Source organism: Microbacterium oxydans (genome assembly GCF_000956525.1).
GTDB lineage: Bacteria > Actinomycetota > Actinomycetes > Actinomycetales > Microbacteriaceae > Microbacterium > Microbacterium oxydans_A.
Genome location: NZ_JYIW01000025.1, coordinates 61,462 through 76,052 on the forward strand (window position 1 = coordinate 61,462; position 14,591 = coordinate 76,052).

At 68.2% G+C, this 14,591-nt stretch carries 17 protein-coding genes and 2 tRNA genes; 15 read left to right on the plus strand and 4 right to left on the minus strand.

The window, feature by feature from the left end; translation table 11 throughout:
* Positions 1–42 precede the first annotated feature (42 nt).
* From RS83_RS10620 to RS83_RS10665, 10 genes are all read left to right on the plus strand, one after another.
* Positions 43–240, plus strand: a complete 198-nt coding sequence (locus tag RS83_RS10620; RefSeq protein WP_156153179.1) for a DUF4244 domain-containing protein — start codon at positions 43–45, stop codon at positions 238–240.
* A complete protein-coding gene (locus RS83_RS10625; protein WP_052679075.1) occupies positions 237–599 on the plus strand; it encodes a TadE family type IV pilus minor pilin in 363 nt (120 codons plus the stop codon). Before RS83_RS10620 ends, RS83_RS10625 begins: the two co-directional genes overlap by 4 nt.
* Positions 599–928 carry a hypothetical protein gene (locus tag RS83_RS10630; protein WP_045279508.1) on the plus strand — a complete coding sequence of 110 codons (330 nt, stop codon included), beginning with the start codon at positions 599–601 and terminating at the stop codon, positions 926–928. The genes RS83_RS10625 and RS83_RS10630 overlap by 1 nt, the downstream gene beginning before the upstream one ends.
* Positions 929–1,006: 78 nt before the next feature.
* Positions 1,007–3,883 (plus strand): type I DNA topoisomerase, encoded by a 2,877-nt coding sequence (gene topA / locus RS83_RS10635; protein ID WP_045279509.1) that lies wholly within the window; start codon positions 1,007–1,009, stop codon positions 3,881–3,883.
* A complete protein-coding gene (tmk, locus tag RS83_RS10640; RefSeq protein WP_045279510.1) occupies positions 3,880–4,515 on the plus strand; it encodes a dTMP kinase in 636 nt (211 codons plus the stop codon). The genes topA and tmk overlap by 4 nt, the downstream gene beginning before the upstream one ends.
* A 256-nt stretch (positions 4,516–4,771) precedes the next feature.
* On the plus strand, positions 4,772–5,929 hold the full coding sequence (locus tag RS83_RS10645) for a DNA polymerase III subunit delta' (RefSeq protein WP_045279511.1): 1,158 nt from the start codon (positions 4,772–4,774) through the stop codon (positions 5,927–5,929).
* Positions 5,926–7,482: an alpha/beta hydrolase gene (locus RS83_RS10650; protein WP_045279512.1), complete on the plus strand. Its 1,557-nt coding sequence runs from the start codon at positions 5,926–5,928 to the stop codon at positions 7,480–7,482. Before RS83_RS10645 ends, RS83_RS10650 begins: the two co-directional genes overlap by 4 nt.
* Before the next feature lie 93 nt (positions 7,483–7,575).
* Positions 7,576–7,648: transfer RNA gene (locus RS83_RS10655), tRNA-Thr, on the plus strand.
* Positions 7,649–7,710: 62 nt separating this feature from the next.
* Complete coding sequence (locus RS83_RS10660; RefSeq protein ID WP_045279513.1) at positions 7,711–8,292, plus strand: isochorismatase family protein; 582 nt, start codon at positions 7,711–7,713, stop codon at positions 8,290–8,292.
* Positions 8,289–8,822 (plus strand): DUF1697 domain-containing protein, encoded by a 534-nt coding sequence (locus tag RS83_RS10665; protein ID WP_045279514.1) that lies wholly within the window; start codon positions 8,289–8,291, stop codon positions 8,820–8,822. Before RS83_RS10660 ends, RS83_RS10665 begins: the two co-directional genes overlap by 4 nt.
* Here the strand turns inward: RS83_RS10665 and RS83_RS10670 are convergent.
* Positions 8,819–9,037 (minus strand): hypothetical protein, encoded by a 219-nt coding sequence (locus RS83_RS10670; protein ID WP_045279515.1) that lies wholly within the window; start codon positions 9,035–9,037, stop codon positions 8,819–8,821. The two genes, RS83_RS10665 and RS83_RS10670, sit on opposite strands and share 4 nt — an antisense overlap.
* Before the next feature lie 25 nt (positions 9,038–9,062).
* Here RS83_RS10670 and RS83_RS10675 point away from each other — a divergent pair, with 25 nt between their 5' ends.
* A complete protein-coding gene (locus RS83_RS10675) occupies positions 9,063–9,584 on the plus strand; it encodes a CGNR zinc finger domain-containing protein (protein WP_045279516.1) in 522 nt (173 codons plus the stop codon).
* A gap of 93 nt (positions 9,585–9,677) precedes the next feature.
* Here the strand turns inward: RS83_RS10675 and RS83_RS10680 are convergent, their stop codons facing one another.
* The 3 genes from RS83_RS10680 to RS83_RS10690 all read right to left on the minus strand — a co-directional run bounded on the left by RS83_RS10680 (position 9,678) and on the right by RS83_RS10690 (position 11,245).
* The gene (locus tag RS83_RS10680) at positions 9,678–10,223 is read right to left on the minus strand and encodes a type 1 glutamine amidotransferase domain-containing protein (protein ID WP_045279517.1); all 546 of its coding nucleotides are present in this window, start codon (positions 10,221–10,223) and stop codon (positions 9,678–9,680) included.
* A 127-nt stretch (positions 10,224–10,350) separates the two neighbouring features.
* Positions 10,351–10,423, minus strand: a tRNA-Lys gene (locus tag RS83_RS10685).
* A gap of 159 nt (positions 10,424–10,582) precedes the next feature.
* Positions 10,583–11,245 (minus strand): fasciclin domain-containing protein, encoded by a 663-nt coding sequence (locus tag RS83_RS10690; RefSeq protein WP_045279518.1) that lies wholly within the window; start codon positions 11,243–11,245, stop codon positions 10,583–10,585.
* A 209-nt stretch (positions 11,246–11,454) separates the two neighbouring features.
* Between RS83_RS10690 and sigK the strand changes: the two genes are divergently transcribed.
* The 4 genes from sigK (at position 11,455) to RS83_RS10710 (ending at position 14,561) form a co-directional block, all read left to right on the plus strand.
* On the plus strand, positions 11,455–12,054 hold the full coding sequence (sigK, locus tag RS83_RS10695) for an ECF RNA polymerase sigma factor SigK (protein ID WP_197072124.1): 600 nt from the start codon (positions 11,455–11,457) through the stop codon (positions 12,052–12,054).
* On the plus strand, positions 12,051–12,818 hold the full coding sequence (locus RS83_RS10700; protein ID WP_045279520.1) for an anti-sigma factor: 768 nt from the start codon (positions 12,051–12,053) through the stop codon (positions 12,816–12,818). The genes sigK and RS83_RS10700 overlap by 4 nt, the downstream gene beginning before the upstream one ends.
* A 44-nt stretch (positions 12,819–12,862) precedes the next feature.
* Positions 12,863–13,492, plus strand: a complete 630-nt coding sequence (locus tag RS83_RS10705) for a hypothetical protein (RefSeq protein ID WP_045279521.1) — start codon at positions 12,863–12,865, stop codon at positions 13,490–13,492.
* Positions 13,493–13,676: 184 nt separating this feature from the next.
* Complete coding sequence (locus RS83_RS10710; RefSeq protein WP_045279522.1) at positions 13,677–14,561, plus strand: aminodeoxychorismate lyase; 885 nt, start codon at positions 13,677–13,679, stop codon at positions 14,559–14,561.
* Positions 14,562–14,591: the final 30 nt, after the last annotated feature.

Here is a 14,591-nt window from a genome sequence, read left to right on the forward strand (position 1 = left end):
GACCACCGGATGCTGCGGCATCACCCAGAGAGAAGGAACACCATGCACACGATCCCGACATTGACCCGCCGCCGCGCGACCTCGTTGTTCGCCGACGACACCGGTGCCGCGACGGCGGAGTACGCGATCACCACGATGGCCGCCGTCGCCTTCGCGGGGCTCCTGGTCGTCATCATGCGATCCGACGAGGTGCGCGGCATCCTGACCGATCTCGTCCGCCGAGCGCTCAGCGTGTCATGAGGCCGGCCCTCACCGCATTCCGTCGAGCAGACGGTGAGCGCGGATCGGTCGCCGGCGAGCTCGCCGTCGCGCTGCCCGCCGTCGTGCTCGTGCTGCTGCTCGGCGTCGGGGCGCTCGGCGCCGCGTCCAGACAGGTGGTGCTGCAGGACGCCGCCGCGGATGCCGCCCGTCTGCTCGGCAGAGGGGAAGCAGGCGGCGAGGCGGCGGCAATCGTCCGAAGGGCGGTCCCCGGGGCGTCGCTGGTCTCGTCGGCCCAGGGCGACCTCGTGTGCGTCTCGGCGAGCGTCGATCTGAGCGTCGGCACGATGATCCGGGTGCCGCTTCGCGCATCGAGCTGCGCGCTCGACGGCGGCCGCTGATGGCAGGCACTGCGCTCGCCGCCGGCGTACTGGTCGTGGCCGCATCGCTCTCGCTCGGGCTCGCCGCGGTTGGTGGAGCGGCGGTGACCGCCCAGCGAGCAGCCGGTGCGGCAGACGCCTCAGCGCTCGCCGCGGCCGATGCGGCGAGCGGAGCGGTGGCATCCTCCGAAGCGCCGTGCGCGCTCGCGGCGCGGGTCGCGAGCGCAGCCGGGGCAGAGCTCACCGGGTGCGCGATCGAGGACTTCGTGGCGACCGCGCAGGTGCAGTCGGCGTACGCTGGACTCACTGCCGTCTCCCGAGCCCGTGCTGGGCCACCCGAGGGCCACTGACGGCGGTGGCTACCTCTCTCACTGTGAGTGACCCCGCACAGTGGTGTGTATGGTGTGCTTCGAAGAAAGGACGCACCCTTGGCTGAAGGCAAGAAGCTCGTCATCGTCGAGTCCCCGACGAAGATGCGGTCTATTCAGGGATACCTCGGCGACGGTTACGAGGTGCTCAGCTCCGTCGGCCACATCCGTGATCTCGCCGACAAGAAGGACATCCCGGCCGAGGACAAGCAGGCGTACGGGAAGTACTCGATCGACATCGACAACGGCTTCGACCCGTACTACGTCGTGTCGGATCGGAAGACCAAGACGGTCGCCGAGCTCAAGCGTGCGCTGAAGACGGCCGACGAGCTCCTGCTCGCCACTGATGAGGACCGCGAGGGCGAGGCCATCGCGTGGCACCTCCTCGAGACGCTGAAGCCCAAGGTCCCGGTGAAGCGGATGGTCTTCCACGAGATCACCAAGGATGCGATCCAGGCTGCGGTCGGCAACACCCGCGAACTCGATCACGACCTCGTCGATGCGCAGGAGACCCGGCGTATCCTCGACCGGCTGTACGGCTGGGATGTCTCGCCTGTGCTCTGGTACAAGGTCAAGACCGGTATCTCGGCCGGACGTGTGCAGTCAGCCGCGACCCGACTCATCGTCGACCGGGAGCGCGAGCGCATGGCGTTCACGTCTGCCGAATACTGGGATGTCGACGCCGCAGCTGCGGCGACCGGAACCTCGTTCAAGATCCGCCTCGTCCGCGTCGACGGTGGCCAGCTCGCTCGCGGCACCGACTTCGATGACAACGGAAAGCTCAAGAAGGCCGTCGTCATCCTCGACGAGGCCACCGCTGCAGCGCTCGCCGAGGCCGTCGACGCCGTCGGCGCAGGCACGGTCACCAAGGTCGAGGCGAAGCCGGGAACCCGCAGCCCATACGCACCCTTCACGACCTCCACGATGCAGCAGGAGGCCGGTCGCAAGCTCTCGATGGGAGCCAAGCAGGCCATGGGCGTCGCCCAGCGTCTGTACGAGAAGGGCTACATCACCTATATGCGTACCGACTCCACGTCGCTGAGCACCCAGGCGGTGCAGGCGGCGCGGAGCCAGGCGGTCGCACTCTACGGCGATGCCGCAGTGCCGCTGAAGCCGCGCGTGTACAAGTCGAAGAGCAAGAACGCGCAGGAGGCCCACGAGGCGATCCGCCCCTCTGGCGACAACTTCCGCACGCCCGCATCGCTGTCGTCCGAGCTGGACCGCGACGAGCAGCGCCTCTACGACCTGATCTGGAAGCGCACGGTCGCCAGCCAGATGTCCGACGCGAAGTACGAGACCACGACGGTCACGATCGCGGTCGATGCCGGCGGGAAGAAGGCGGAGTTCACGGCATCCGGAACCGTCTACACCTTCAAGGGCTTCCTCGAGGCGTACGAAGAGGGCCGCGACGAGAAGCGCGGCGACGCGGATGCCGCCGAGAACCAGTCGCTGCCGGCGGTCGCCGTCGGCGACGAGCTCGCAGTGTCGGATGCCGAGGCCAAGGGCCACCGCACCACGCCGAAGCCGCGATACACCGAGGCGTCCCTCGTGAAGGTGCTCGAGGAGAAGGGCATCGGGCGGCCGTCCACGTTCGCTTCGATCCCCGAGACGATCCTCGACCGCGGCTACGCCGTCAAGCGCGGCCAGGCGCTCGTGCCCACGTGGCTCGCGTTCAGCGTGGTCCGTCTGCTCGAGGAGCACTTCGCCGACCTCGTCGACTACGACTTCACCGCGGCGCTCGAAGACGATCTCGACACCATCGCCCGCGGCGAGCAGAACCGTGTCGAGTGGCTGAAGTCCTTCTACTTCGGGTCCGATGATCATGTGGGTCTGCGGCAAGTCGTCGACAACCTCGGCGAGATCGATGCGCGCGCCCTCAACTCGACACCGATCACCGACACGGCGACCCTGCGGTTCGGCAAGTACGGTCCGTATCTCGAGGTCGCCGACCCCGAGAACCCCGAGGCCAAGCCACGCATCGTCAACGTCCCGGAAGACCTGGCCCCCGACGAGTTGACCTCGGCCAAGGCGCAGGAGCTCATCGATGCGCCGGTCGCCGGCGACCGCGTGCTCGGCGAGAACCCCGAGAACGGCAAGATCATCGTCGTCAAGGACGGTCGCTTCGGACCCTACGTGCAGGAGAACGACCCGGTATCCGAGGACGCCGACGTCGACACCAGCACCGGTGAGGTCGTCGAGGCGCCCAAGCCCAAGCGAGGGGCGAAGAAGGTCGTGGCGCCCAAGCCCCGCACCGGTTCGCTGTTCCGTTCGATGTCCGTCGACACGATCGAGCTCGACACCGCACTGCAGCTGCTCAACCTGCCCCGTGTCGTCGGCGCCGACCCCGAGTCGGGCGAGGAGATCACCGCGCAGAATGGTCGTTTCGGTCCGTACCTGAAGAAGGGTGCGGACTCCCGATCGCTCGAGAGCGAGTCGCAGATCTTCGACGTGACGCTCGAGCAGGCGCTCGAGATCTACGCCCAGCCGAAGTACGGTGCCCGCCGCGCATCGAGCGCGCTCGCCGAGTTCGAGGCCGACCCGGTCAGCGGTAAGCCGATCCGCATCCGCGACGGACGCTTCGGCGCCTACGTGACCGACGGCGAGACGAACGTGACCATCCCGCGCGGTCAGAAGGTCGAGGACATCACGTTCGAGATCGCCGTGCAGATGCTCGCAGACAAGCGTGCCAAGGGTCCGGCTCCGAAGCGCGGTGCACGTGGCGCAGCCGCGAAGAAGGCACCGGCGAAGAAGGCACCGGCGAAGAAGGCACCGGCCAAGAAGCCCGCTGCCAAGAAGGCTCCTGCGAAGAAGACGGCTGCCGCCAAGGCTCCGACTGATGCGGCGAAGTCGGCTGCGCGGTCGGCGGCGGCGAAGAAGGCCGCGGCCACTCGTGCGGCGAATGCGGCGGCGAAGGCATCGCAGAAGGCGGACTCGTGACCGCAGGTTCGGGCGTGTGGATCACACTCGAAGGCGGCGACGGCTCGGGCAAGACCACGCAGTCGAACCTGCTGTCGGCCTGGTTGCAGGATGCCGGGCACACCGTCGTCCGCACGCGTGAACCCGGCGGCTCCGAGGTGGGGCAGCTGATCCGCGACATCGTGCTGCATCACCGCGGCGACATCGCGCCGCGCGCTGAGGCGCTGCTGTACGCGGCTGACCGCGCTCACCACGTCGCGACCGTGGTGCGGCCGGCGCTCGAGCGCGGCGACATCGTGCTGCAGGACCGGTATCTGGATTCCTCCGTCGCCTACCAGGGCGCCGGCCGTGTGCTGGATGCCACCGAGATCCGCGACCTGTCGCTGTGGGCAGCCGAGGGTGCGCTCCCCGATCTCACGGTGCTGCTCGACCTCGATCCGGCCGCAGCCCGCACCAGACTGGATTCCGACGACAAGCCGTTCGACCGGCTCGAGGCCGAGAAGGCCGAGTTCCATGGGCGCGTCCGCGACGCGTTCCTCGAACTCGCCGCCGCAGAACCCGAGCGCTTCCTCGTGCTCGACGCCGCAGCATCCGTCGACGAGATCGCGGAGCTCATTCGCGCCCGCGTCGCCGCGCTGCTCGCGTCCCGCTGAGCCTCGGCCCGGCCTCGCTCGCAGCCCGGCCCGACCACACAGCAGGTGCCGCGTCCGCGGAGGGCTCTGCGTCTCGGCGCAGGTGTCGCGAACGGCCGCTTCGCACGATCGGATGCGGCCATCCGCGCCTCCTCCCGGCGAGCAGGTGACGCTTACTGCCGCCTCACACCGACGGACGGGGCCATCTGCGCCCCCTGCGACCGAGCGTCACTCCGGGCCGCGAGCGGGCGTCGGTGCTCCCGATTAGGCTGAGGTCATGCCTCAGACTGTCGCCGCTCCGTTTCCGTGGGGCGATGTCTGGGGGCAGGACGCCGCTGTCGAGACGCTCCGCGATGCGGCGCGTGATCCTGCGGCGCTCTCCCACGCCTGGCTGATCACCGGGCCGCCCGGTTCCGGTCGATCCACGCTCGCGTACGCGTTCGCCGCGGCGCTGGTCGCTGATCGCCCCGACGACGAGGCCGCGATGCGCCAGGTGCTCGCCGGCACGCATCCCGACGTCACGGCGCTGCGCACCGACAAGGTCATCATCACGATCGCCGAGGCCCGAGCCCTGGTCGAACGGTCGTATTTCGCTCCATCCGCCGGGCGCTACCGCGTGATCGTGGTCGAAGATGCCGATCGCATGGTCGAGCGCACATCGAACGTGCTGCTGAAAGCACTGGAGGAACCCCCGGAGCAGACCGTCTGGATCCTCTGCGCTCCGAGCGAGGCCGACCTTCTGCCCACGATCCGTTCTCGCGTCCGCTCCCTCCGCCTGCGCGAGCCCGATGTCGCCGACGTGGCGCGGCTGATCAGCCTGCGCACCGGCGTCGACGAGCGCGTCGCCGAGCAGGCCGCACGGCACTCGCAGCGTCACATCGGCATGGCTCAGCGGCTCGCGACCGACGAGAGCGCACGTCGTCGGCGAGACGAGACGCTGCGCTCCGTGATCGGCGTCCGCGGCGTCGGAGATGCTGTCGAGGTGGCCGGCCGCATCATCCAGGCTGCGACGGAAGACGCGAAGGCGCTGACGGCCGAGCGCGATGCGCAGGAGCGTGCCTCGCTGCTGCGCATGGTCGGCATCGCCGAAGGGCAGGCGGTGCCGCCAGCGCTTCGGTCGCAGCTCTCGGCGCTCGAAGACGACCAGAAGAAACGCGCGACGCGGAGCCTGCGCGACGGCATCGATCGGGTGCTCACCGATCTGCAGTCGATGTTCCGCGACGTCATCATGCTGCAGTTCGGGCGAGACGACGAGCTGATCAACCGTGAACTGCAGAGCGAACTGAGCGCCCTCGCATCAGCCTGGCCGCAGACCCGTACTCTTGTCGTACTTGACCACCTTGCCGATACCCGGCAGTCGCTGGAGCGCAACGTCGCACCGCTGCTCGCCCTGGAGAGCTTGCTCGTGACCATCACGAGCGGGAGGACACCGTGAACAACCGATCGACATCCCGTCTCCACCGAGCCATCGCGGTCGTCGCTGGTCTCGCCGCAGCATCCGTCACGCTCTCGGGCTGTCTGTACGCGATGATCCCGGAGCAGACCGACCCGAAGCCCTCTGCGACGAAGGCGCCGGACACCGACGGCGTCGACGCCGACCTTCTGCCGTTCTACTCGCAGACGCTCGCGTGGACCACGTGCGGCACCGGCTTCGACTGCACCGACGTGACCGCTCCGCTCGACTGGGAGAACCCCGCAGCCGGCGAGATCACGCTGTCGGTCGTCCGTCACCAGGCAGAGGGCACTGCCATCGGGTCGCTGCTGACGAACCCTGGTGGTCCCGGCGCGAGCGGCGTCGACCTCATCCTGAACAGTCTCGACTTCGCCGTCGGCGCCGACCTGATCGAGAACTACGACGTGATCGGGTTCGACCCCAGAGGAGTCGGCGACTCGACCGCGGTCACCTGTTACGACCCGGCGCAGATGGACGAGTACCTCTACGGCATCCCGGCGGCGCCGCGCGGTACCCCCGAGTGGGAGGCCGAGCTGCTCGCAGCGCACAAGTCGTTCGCCGAGGCGTGCGACGCGAACAGCGGCGGCATCCTGCCGTACATCACGACGATCAACGCAGCCCGCGACATGGACCTGATCCGCGCGGTGCTCGGCGACACGAAGCTCAACTACCTCGGCTACTCCTACGGCACGTTCCTGGGCGCGACCTACGCCGAGCTGTATCCGCAGAAGGCAGGACGCCTCGTGCTCGACGGCGCGATCGATCCGTCGGTGCCCGGGCTCGAGGTCGGTGCCACGCAGGCCCTCGGCTTCGAGTCGGCCCTGCGTGCGTACATGCAGAACTGCCTCGACTCCGGCAGCTGCCCCTTCAACGGCACGGTCGATCAGGCCATGGCCGACCTCGGCGCACTGCTCGCGAGCGCCGACCGCACCCCGCTGCAGAGCGGCGACGGGCGTCAGCTCGGCGCCGATTCGATGATGACCGGCATCATCGCGGCCCTGTACTCGCAAGACAGCTGGGACTACCTCACGCAGGGGCTCGACGAGGCGCTGCAGGGGAATGCCGACACGATGTTCCTCCTCGCGGACTTCTACAACGGCCGCGAGGGCAACAGCTACGCCGACAACTCCTCCGAGGCCTTCCGTGCGTACAACTGCATGGACTACCCGGTGGAAGACGACCCGGCTGCCGAAGCAGCGAGCCAGGCGAAGATCGCCGAGGGCGCACCGACGATCGCTCCCTACTGGAACGGCCCTGACTCCTGCTCCGTCTGGCCGTACCCGCCCACCGGCACGCGCGGCGAGATCAAGGCCGAGGGCGCAGGTCCCATCCTCGTGGTCGGCACGACGAACGACCCTGCCACGCCGTACGAGTGGTCCGAGGCGCTGGCCGATCAGCTGGAGGAAGGCGTGCTCATCACGCGCGTCGGCGAAGGCCACACCGGCTACAACAAGGGCAACAGCTGCGTCGATACAGCCGTCGAGGCGTTCTTGATCGATGACGTCGTGCCGGAAGACGGTCTCCGCTGCGAGTGACGACACGCGGGCCGTACCGCTGAGGGCGGCTCGATTCGCGAGCGGGAGCGAGACAGGGTAATATCGGTGATCGCGCCGGTTCGCCCGTCGCACGCCGCTTTAGCTCAGTCGGCAGAGCATCTCACTCGTAATGAGAAGGTCGTCAGTTCGATTCTGACAAGCGGCTCCGAAGGCCCCGGTTGTGAAGACAGCCGGGGCCTTTCCCGTTCCCGGGGCTACGCTCGAGACATGAGCAGAGCGCTTCTCGTCGTCGACGTGCAGAACGATTTCACCGAGGGCGGTGCGCTTCCGGTCACCGGGGGTGACGCCGTGGCATCCGCACTGTCATCGTTTCTGGTGGCGCACGCCGACGCCTACGATGTGATCGTCGCCTCGCGCGACTGGCACGATGCTGACGGCGACAACGGCGGCCATTTCGCTGAGGCCCCCGACTTCGTCGACACGTGGCCGGTCCACTGCGTCGCAGGCACGGACGGCGCGGACTATGACCCGCTGCTCGTGACGGATGCCGTGACGCACCACGTGCGCAAGGGGCAGGGAAAGCCTGCGTACTCGATGTTCGAGGGTGTGACGGATGCCGGCGACACGGTCGCGACGATCCTCACCGCAGCCGGGGTCATCGAGGCCGATGTCGTGGGCATCGCCACCGACCACTGCGTGCGTGCGACGGCGCTGGACGCGGTCGCGCACGGTGTGCGGGTGCGCATCCTCACGGATCTCATCGCCGGCGTCGCGCCGGAGCCGAGCGAGGCGGCGTTGGCTGAACTCGCCCACGCCGGCGCTGAGCTGACCGACAGCGCCCACGTATGAGTGGCAGTGCGCTGCTGCTGCGCGCTGTGAACGTGAGCGGGCGCAACCGCGTGCCGATGGCCCGGCTCCGCGAGGTGCTCGCTGCCGAGACCGAGCTGACGGGTGTCTTGACCTACATCGCGAGCGGCAACATCATCTGCGATGAGCCGGGTGACGCGGCGGCGGTGTGCGCGCAGGTGCGGATGCTGATCGCGAAGGAGTTCGATGTGGACACCCCGGTGATCCATCGGACTCACGCCCAGCTCGTGCGCTCGGAATCAGCGCAGCCCTTCCCGGAGGGTGACGTGAAGTTCGTCCATGCGATGTTCCTCGAGGCGACGCCGTCCGACGGGGCGATCGAGCAACTCGAGGACCGATTGCGACCGGGCGAGCGGCTGGCGCTGCGTGGCGATGATCTCTGGATCGATTACGGTGCCGGCGGCGTGCACTCCACGAAGCTCACGAAGGCAGTGCTCGATCGGGCGCTCGGTGTCGCGGGCACAGCGCGCAACCTCCGCACCGTTCGCACGCTCATCGAGTTGACGGCCTAGTCGCGGCGCGGCTCACCGATCTCGCGGCTGAGGGCGCTCGGCGGGCGGTGCGGGTGCGTCTGCGAATCCAGGCGGCGGTTGCCGCAGTCGACGCAGCGGACGTAGAGCAGTGTGCCCTCGCTCGTGCGGTGGCGTGATTCGATGAGCCAGGCGTGCTCATGCGGCTGGCTGTGCGCGGGGATGCGGGGGAGCGGGAGCGTCTGTGGAGCGGTCATGTCTTCAGCGTGATGTAATGCCCTTATGCATCTCAACCCTTACGGCGAGTACGCGGTCCTGCTGGCCGTCTCGCTCGCCAACGATTGGCCGGTCGACCGTGCCGGCATCGAGGAGCGCACGCTCGACATGGGCATGACGATGACGTTCCCTCCGGCATCCGATGACCATGCGCAGATCCGCGCGGTGATCGACGACTGGCTCCGGATCGTCGACGAGCCCGACCACGATGCCAGGGCACTGCTCCTGAACGAGCAGCTCGCGACCGCGGCGGCGTACCCGCGGCTCACCAATCACGACGGTGAGGGGTGGCACCTGCACTACCGGGACGACGTCGAGTCGTTGCCCTTCGTGCTGCGCGCGATCATCAGCCTCGGCACCTCGCTGCACCTCGTGACGCGGGGGATGAGCCGGCTCGGACGATGCGAGGCCGCGCCTTGCACGAACGTGGTCGCGGACGTGACCCGCAATGGTCGGCAACGGTTCTGCTCGGTGCGGTGCGCGAATCGCGCGGCCGTGCGTCGTCACCGGGCGCGCGCCTCGGCCTGAGCCCGATGCCTCGCTCCGGTCGCAGAAGAGGCCGCCTTCGCGGGTGCGAGGCGGCCTCAACTGCGACCGGAAGCGGTCGACAGGGAAACAGCGTCAGGCGGTCTGGCCCGCGTGCTGTCCCTCGCCGATCTCCTCGATCAGCTTCGCGTTGAACGCGGGCAGGTCGTCGGGGGTGCGGCTGGAGACGAGGCCTTGGTCGACCACCACCTCTTCGTCCACCCAGGTGGCGCCGGCGTTGCGCAGGTCGGTCGCGAGGCTGGGGTAGCTCGTGAGCGTGCGGTCCTCGACGACGTCGGCCTCGATGAGGATCCAGGCGCCGTGGCAGATCACGCCGACCGGCTTGTGCTGCTCGAAGAATGCCTTCGCGAACGCGATGGAGTCCGTGTCGAGGCGCAGGTGGTCGGCGTTCACGACGCCGCCTGGCAGGACGAGGGCCTCGAAGTCATCCGCCTTGGCCGTGGCAGCGGTGAGGTCGACCTTCTGCTCGTGACCGTTCTTGCCGGTGATCGCTGCGCCCTCAGGGGCCACGAGCGTCGCGCTCGCGCCTGCTGCGGTCACGGCTTCCCAGGGGCTGGTCAGCTCGCTGTCCTCGAATCCGTCTGTCGCGAGAAATGCCACGCGGCTGTTGAGGTTCGTCATGATCCGTCCTTCCGTGGGGGAGTCGTCCGGGTTCTCCGGTACAACTCGACCCTCGCGCAGGACGGTGGGGGAGTGAAGGGGGTGGCCGGATGGCGTGACGGATGCTACGGCGTGATCCCTGATGCGGTGGGCCCCGTGGGGCTCGAACCCACGACCCGCGGATTAAAAGTCCGATGCTCTGCCAACTGAGCTAGAGGCCCGCATGACCAGTCTAGGGCGCACAGAAGGGGCCCCGGTGACAGTGTCACCGGGGCCCCTTCATCCCCTCCCGCAGGCCTCCCAACCTACGAGAGGGATGTGGGAGCCGAGAGTCCCTCCTCGGCGAGTGCCGGATGTCCCATTCCGGCTACCCGAGCTGCTTACGCAGCCGGGGGCATCAGCACCGAGTCGATCAGGTACACGGTTGCGTTGGCGGTCATGACGCCACCGCAGATGACGTTGGCGGAGTCGTTGACCTTGATGTTGTCGCCGCTGCCGGTGACGGTCAGGTCTGCGCCCTGCACCGTGGTGTGGGTGCCGTCGATGTCATCCGGAGCGATCTGGCCGGGGACCACGTGGTACGTCAGGATCGAGCTCAGCGTTGCGCTGTCGGTCTTGAGTGCCTCGATGGTCGCGGGGTCGATCTTCGCGAATGCGTCGTCGACCGGTGCGAAGACGGTGAACTCGCTGCCGTTCAGGGTGTCGACGAGGTTGACGTCGGGGTTGAGCTGTCCGCTCACCGCGGCCGTCAGCGTCTTGAGGAGCGGGTTGTTGGATGCGGCGACCGCGACCGGGTCAGCGGCCATGCCGGCGACCGAACCGGAGCCATCCGGCACTGCATCGGCGTATGCGGCGCAGCCGGGGCCGACGAGGTTCGCGGCCGGGTCCATCGTGTCAGGCGTCGACTCCGACGTCTCGGGTGCCTTCGACGGTGCGGTCGTCTCGTCGCTCGCAGTGGAACCCATCGAACATGCGGAGAGCAGGAATGCGCTCGCCAGCGTGAGGGTAAGGGCTGCGGTGACCTTCTTCTTGGTGCTGAACATCTCGAACCTCCGGATGATTTTGCCTCGGCGTTTCCGTGGCGTTGACGGCTGTTCGGAGCCCGGCTGACATCGGATGGGAGAAATCGCAGAGTTTTTTTGAGATCCACGGAAATCAGCGGAATCCGGGACGCCCGCTGCCGACGCCGACTCCATCCGATTCCCGCGATAACGATGGTGCTTCGTGCGCGAGAATCGGCGAGGAATGCGGCATGCTTAGAAGGATGGTCATCGATGGAATGGACGTGCCGGAAGACGGCACGGCAAGCGACGCGGTCGCAGACCTGCTCGTGCGCGTCGCCGCAGGTGATCAGCAGGCCTTCGCGGAGCTCTACGACACGCTCTCCTCCCGGGCGTTCGGTCTCATCCTGCGCGTGCTCGTGAACCGTTCGCAGAGCGAAGAGGTCCTGCAGGAGGTTTTTCTCGAGATCTGGCAATCCGCTTCGCGCTTCGCTCCGAACAAGGGCCAAGGACGGACATGGGTGATGACCATCGCACATCGTCGGGCCGTGGATCGGGTGCGTGCGTCGCAGTCGAGCGCAGATCGTGATGTGAAGGCTGGTCTCAGAGACATCGGAGTGGCGCATGACAGTGTCGCCGAACAGGTGGAACTGGGCATCGACGGTGAGAAGGTCGTGGATGCGCTCTCGGGTCTTCCTGAGGTGCAGCGCGAAGCGCTCGTCCTCGCGTATTACGGCGGTTACAGCCAGAACGAGATATCGGTGCTCGTAGGAGCACCATTGGGAACGATCAAGACACGGATGAGAGACGGGTTGACCCGTCTCCGGACAGCCATGGGGGTGACAGCATGAACGAAGCAGAGTTCGCGGAACTCGCGGCCGGCGCCGCCCTGAACGCGCTGTCGCCCGTCGAGGAGCGCCGCTTCCGCGACGCACTCGCCGCCCACCCCGAGTGGGCTGACCTCGTCGACGACGACGTGGAGACGGCAGGAGTGCTCGCCATGAACGCGATGTCGGTGGCGCCACCAGCTCACATCCGATCCGCTCTGCTCGCGCAGATCGCCGTCACCCCGCAGCACCCGGTCGACGACCGCTCCGCGGCTCCGCTGGATGACAGTGTCGTTCCGGATGTCGCGCCGGCACTCGTGCGCGCGCCGCGCCGCTGGTCGCGGTCGCTGCTCGCCCTGGCCGCGTGCCTCGCGCTCGTCGTGGGCGTCGGCATCGGTGCAGCGACACTCAACACGTACTTGAACCGCCCGGCATCCGTTGTGGCGCTCGAGCAGATCCAGTCGGCGGACGACGCCCAGGAGGCGTCGGTGACGCTCGACGACGGCGGCACGGCGACCGCGCACTGGTCGGCATCCGTCGGGACCGCGGTGCTCGTGACCGATGGCATCCCGTCGGCAGCAGACGGAGAGACATACGAACTGTGGTTCGTGCGCGGTGACGCACCTGTGTCGGCCGGTGTGTTCGACACCGAAGGCGGCGATGCGACGGCGGTGCTGGCCGGCGACATGCATGAAGGCGACGTCATCGCGGTCACGGTCGAGCAGGCAGGCGGCTCCCCATCGGGTGCCCCGACCTCCGACCCGTTCATCGTGATCCCCACGGCCTGAGCACTCCGACACCCGGGCGAGTGGATCGCGGGTAGCCTGGTTCGATGCCCGAGCAGCATCACCGCCCCATCCACCGGCCATCGAGTTCCTTCGACAACATCGTCGGCTCGCATGACCCGGCAGAGGAGACGCGCATCGCGCACGCGACCGCATCCGCTCTGCTGGCCAGGGTCCGCGCCGATGAGAGCGGCGTGAGCGCTGACCGCCTCGTGGCCTTCACCGCTGAGCACGGTATCGACGAGATCGCCGAGCTGTGGTCCAAGGCGCTGCCGCACACCCTGCCCGGTGCGCTGTGGCGGCTCTATCTGCTGCAGTTGGCGATCCATTCCGACGCCCGCACGGCGGCGCTGCTGTACGAGCGTGGGCGCATCGAGCTGCCGTCGGCGGATGCTGCGATCGCGGGAGCGCCCGTTCCGGTCAGCCCGGACGAGCTGGAGGCACTGATCGACACGATCCTCCGCGGCGCGTTCCGTGGCGACTTCGCGGTCGCGCTCGAGCGTGCCGCGGCGTTCTGCCGCGTGCAGGCCTCCGGTGCCACGCACACGGCCGACGACTACGAGCCCACCGAGCCGGAGCGGGCCAGTGAGCTGACCACACGGGCGCTGCGGCTCAGCAGCTACGCGCAGGACCTCTCGGCCGCATCGGCGCTGTGGCGAGCTGGAACCCTCGTCTGAGCGCTGATCAGCCGTGCAAGCTCTGGCCGTGCGGACCCCGGGCATGAGAAGACCGGGCCGCAATAACGCCTCTCGGCGGAAGGCCGCTCGGAGCGGCAAAAAATGGAGCCCGGGGTTATGCGGCCCGGCCACTCCATTGTAACGCGATGGCGCGCCGGCTATTCCCGGCGTCTAGGCTCGGAGCATGACCCAGCGCTTCGCACTGATGATCGATCCGGTGGCCGCGGATGAGACCCGCGACGACTATGCGGACACCTTCACGCTGGTCGATGCCGCAGCTCCGGCGCTGAGTGTCGGCGAGCTGAGCACGCAGCGCGGCGACGGCGTCTTCGAGTCGATCGGCGTGGTCGACGGGCACGCGCAGGAGGTCGTGCCGCATCTGGATCGTCTGGCGCATTCCGCGCGTCTGTGCGATCTTCCCGAGCCGAACGCGCAGCAGTGGCATCAGGCGATCGACCAGGCGGCAGCCGGATGCGGGAAGGGCGAGGCCGTCATCAAGCTGATCCTCAGCCGAGGCATCGAGCACGGTCCGACACCCACCGCGTGGGTCACCGCCGCGCCCGCCCCCGACTTCTCTGCGGTGCGTCAGCGTGGGATCCGCGTCGTCACCCTCGACCGCGGGTACGACCTGGGCGCGGCGGAACGAGCGCCCTGGCTGCTGCTCGGGGCGAAGACGTTGTCGTACGCGGTGAACATGGCGGCGCTGCGCGAAGCGCACCGCAGGGATGCCGACGACGCGATCTTCCTGTCGAGCGACGGCTTCGTGCTCGAAGCTCCGACGGCATCCCTCATCCTCCGCTTCGGCGACCGCTTCGTGACGCCGGCGCCGAACGGCGGCATCCTGCACGGCACGACGCAGCTCAGCATGTACGAGTACCTCGCGACGCGCGGCCTCGAGACCGGGTACGACCGCATCCCGGCATCCGATCTGCCCCGCGCCGACGCCGCCTGGCTCGTGTCGAGCGTGCGACTCGCTGCGGCCGTCACCGCGATCGACGGACATGAGCTGCCGGTCGACCACGCGCTCACCGATGAGCTCAACCGATACCTGCTCTCACCGCGCGACTGACGCACGAAGGGCCCGGAGCCGAAGCTCCGA

Coding starts and splice junctions, on each gene's coding strand:
- sigK (WP_197072124.1), top strand. CDS start 11,455: ATGCTTAGAAGGATGGTCATCGATGGAATGGACGTGCCGGAAGACGGC.
- RS83_RS10660 (WP_045279513.1), top strand. CDS start 7,711: ATGAGCAGAGCGCTTCTCGTCGTCGACGTGCAGAACGATTTCACCGAG.
- RS83_RS10665 (WP_045279514.1), top strand. CDS start 8,289: ATGAGTGGCAGTGCGCTGCTGCTGCGCGCTGTGAACGTGAGCGGGCGC.
- RS83_RS10630 (WP_045279508.1), top strand. CDS start 599: ATGGCAGGCACTGCGCTCGCCGCCGGCGTACTGGTCGTGGCCGCATCG.
- RS83_RS10690 (WP_045279518.1), bottom strand. CDS start 11,245: ATGTTCAGCACCAAGAAGAAGGTCACCGCAGCCCTTACCCTCACGCTG.
- RS83_RS10700 (WP_045279520.1), top strand. CDS start 12,051: ATGAACGAAGCAGAGTTCGCGGAACTCGCGGCCGGCGCCGCCCTGAAC.
- RS83_RS10645 (WP_045279511.1), top strand. CDS start 4,772: ATGCCTCAGACTGTCGCCGCTCCGTTTCCGTGGGGCGATGTCTGGGGG.
- RS83_RS10625 (WP_052679075.1), top strand. CDS start 237: ATGAGGCCGGCCCTCACCGCATTCCGTCGAGCAGACGGTGAGCGCGGA.
- RS83_RS10620 (WP_156153179.1), top strand. CDS start 43: ATGCACACGATCCCGACATTGACCCGCCGCCGCGCGACCTCGTTGTTC.
- RS83_RS10670 (WP_045279515.1), bottom strand. CDS start 9,037: ATGACCGCTCCACAGACGCTCCCGCTCCCCCGCATCCCCGCGCACAGC.
- RS83_RS10680 (WP_045279517.1), bottom strand. CDS start 10,223: ATGACGAACCTCAACAGCCGCGTGGCATTTCTCGCGACAGACGGATTC.
- RS83_RS10675 (WP_045279516.1), top strand. CDS start 9,063: ATGCATCTCAACCCTTACGGCGAGTACGCGGTCCTGCTGGCCGTCTCG.
- RS83_RS10705 (WP_045279521.1), top strand. CDS start 12,863: ATGCCCGAGCAGCATCACCGCCCCATCCACCGGCCATCGAGTTCCTTC.
- RS83_RS10710 (WP_045279522.1), top strand. CDS start 13,677: ATGACCCAGCGCTTCGCACTGATGATCGATCCGGTGGCCGCGGATGAG.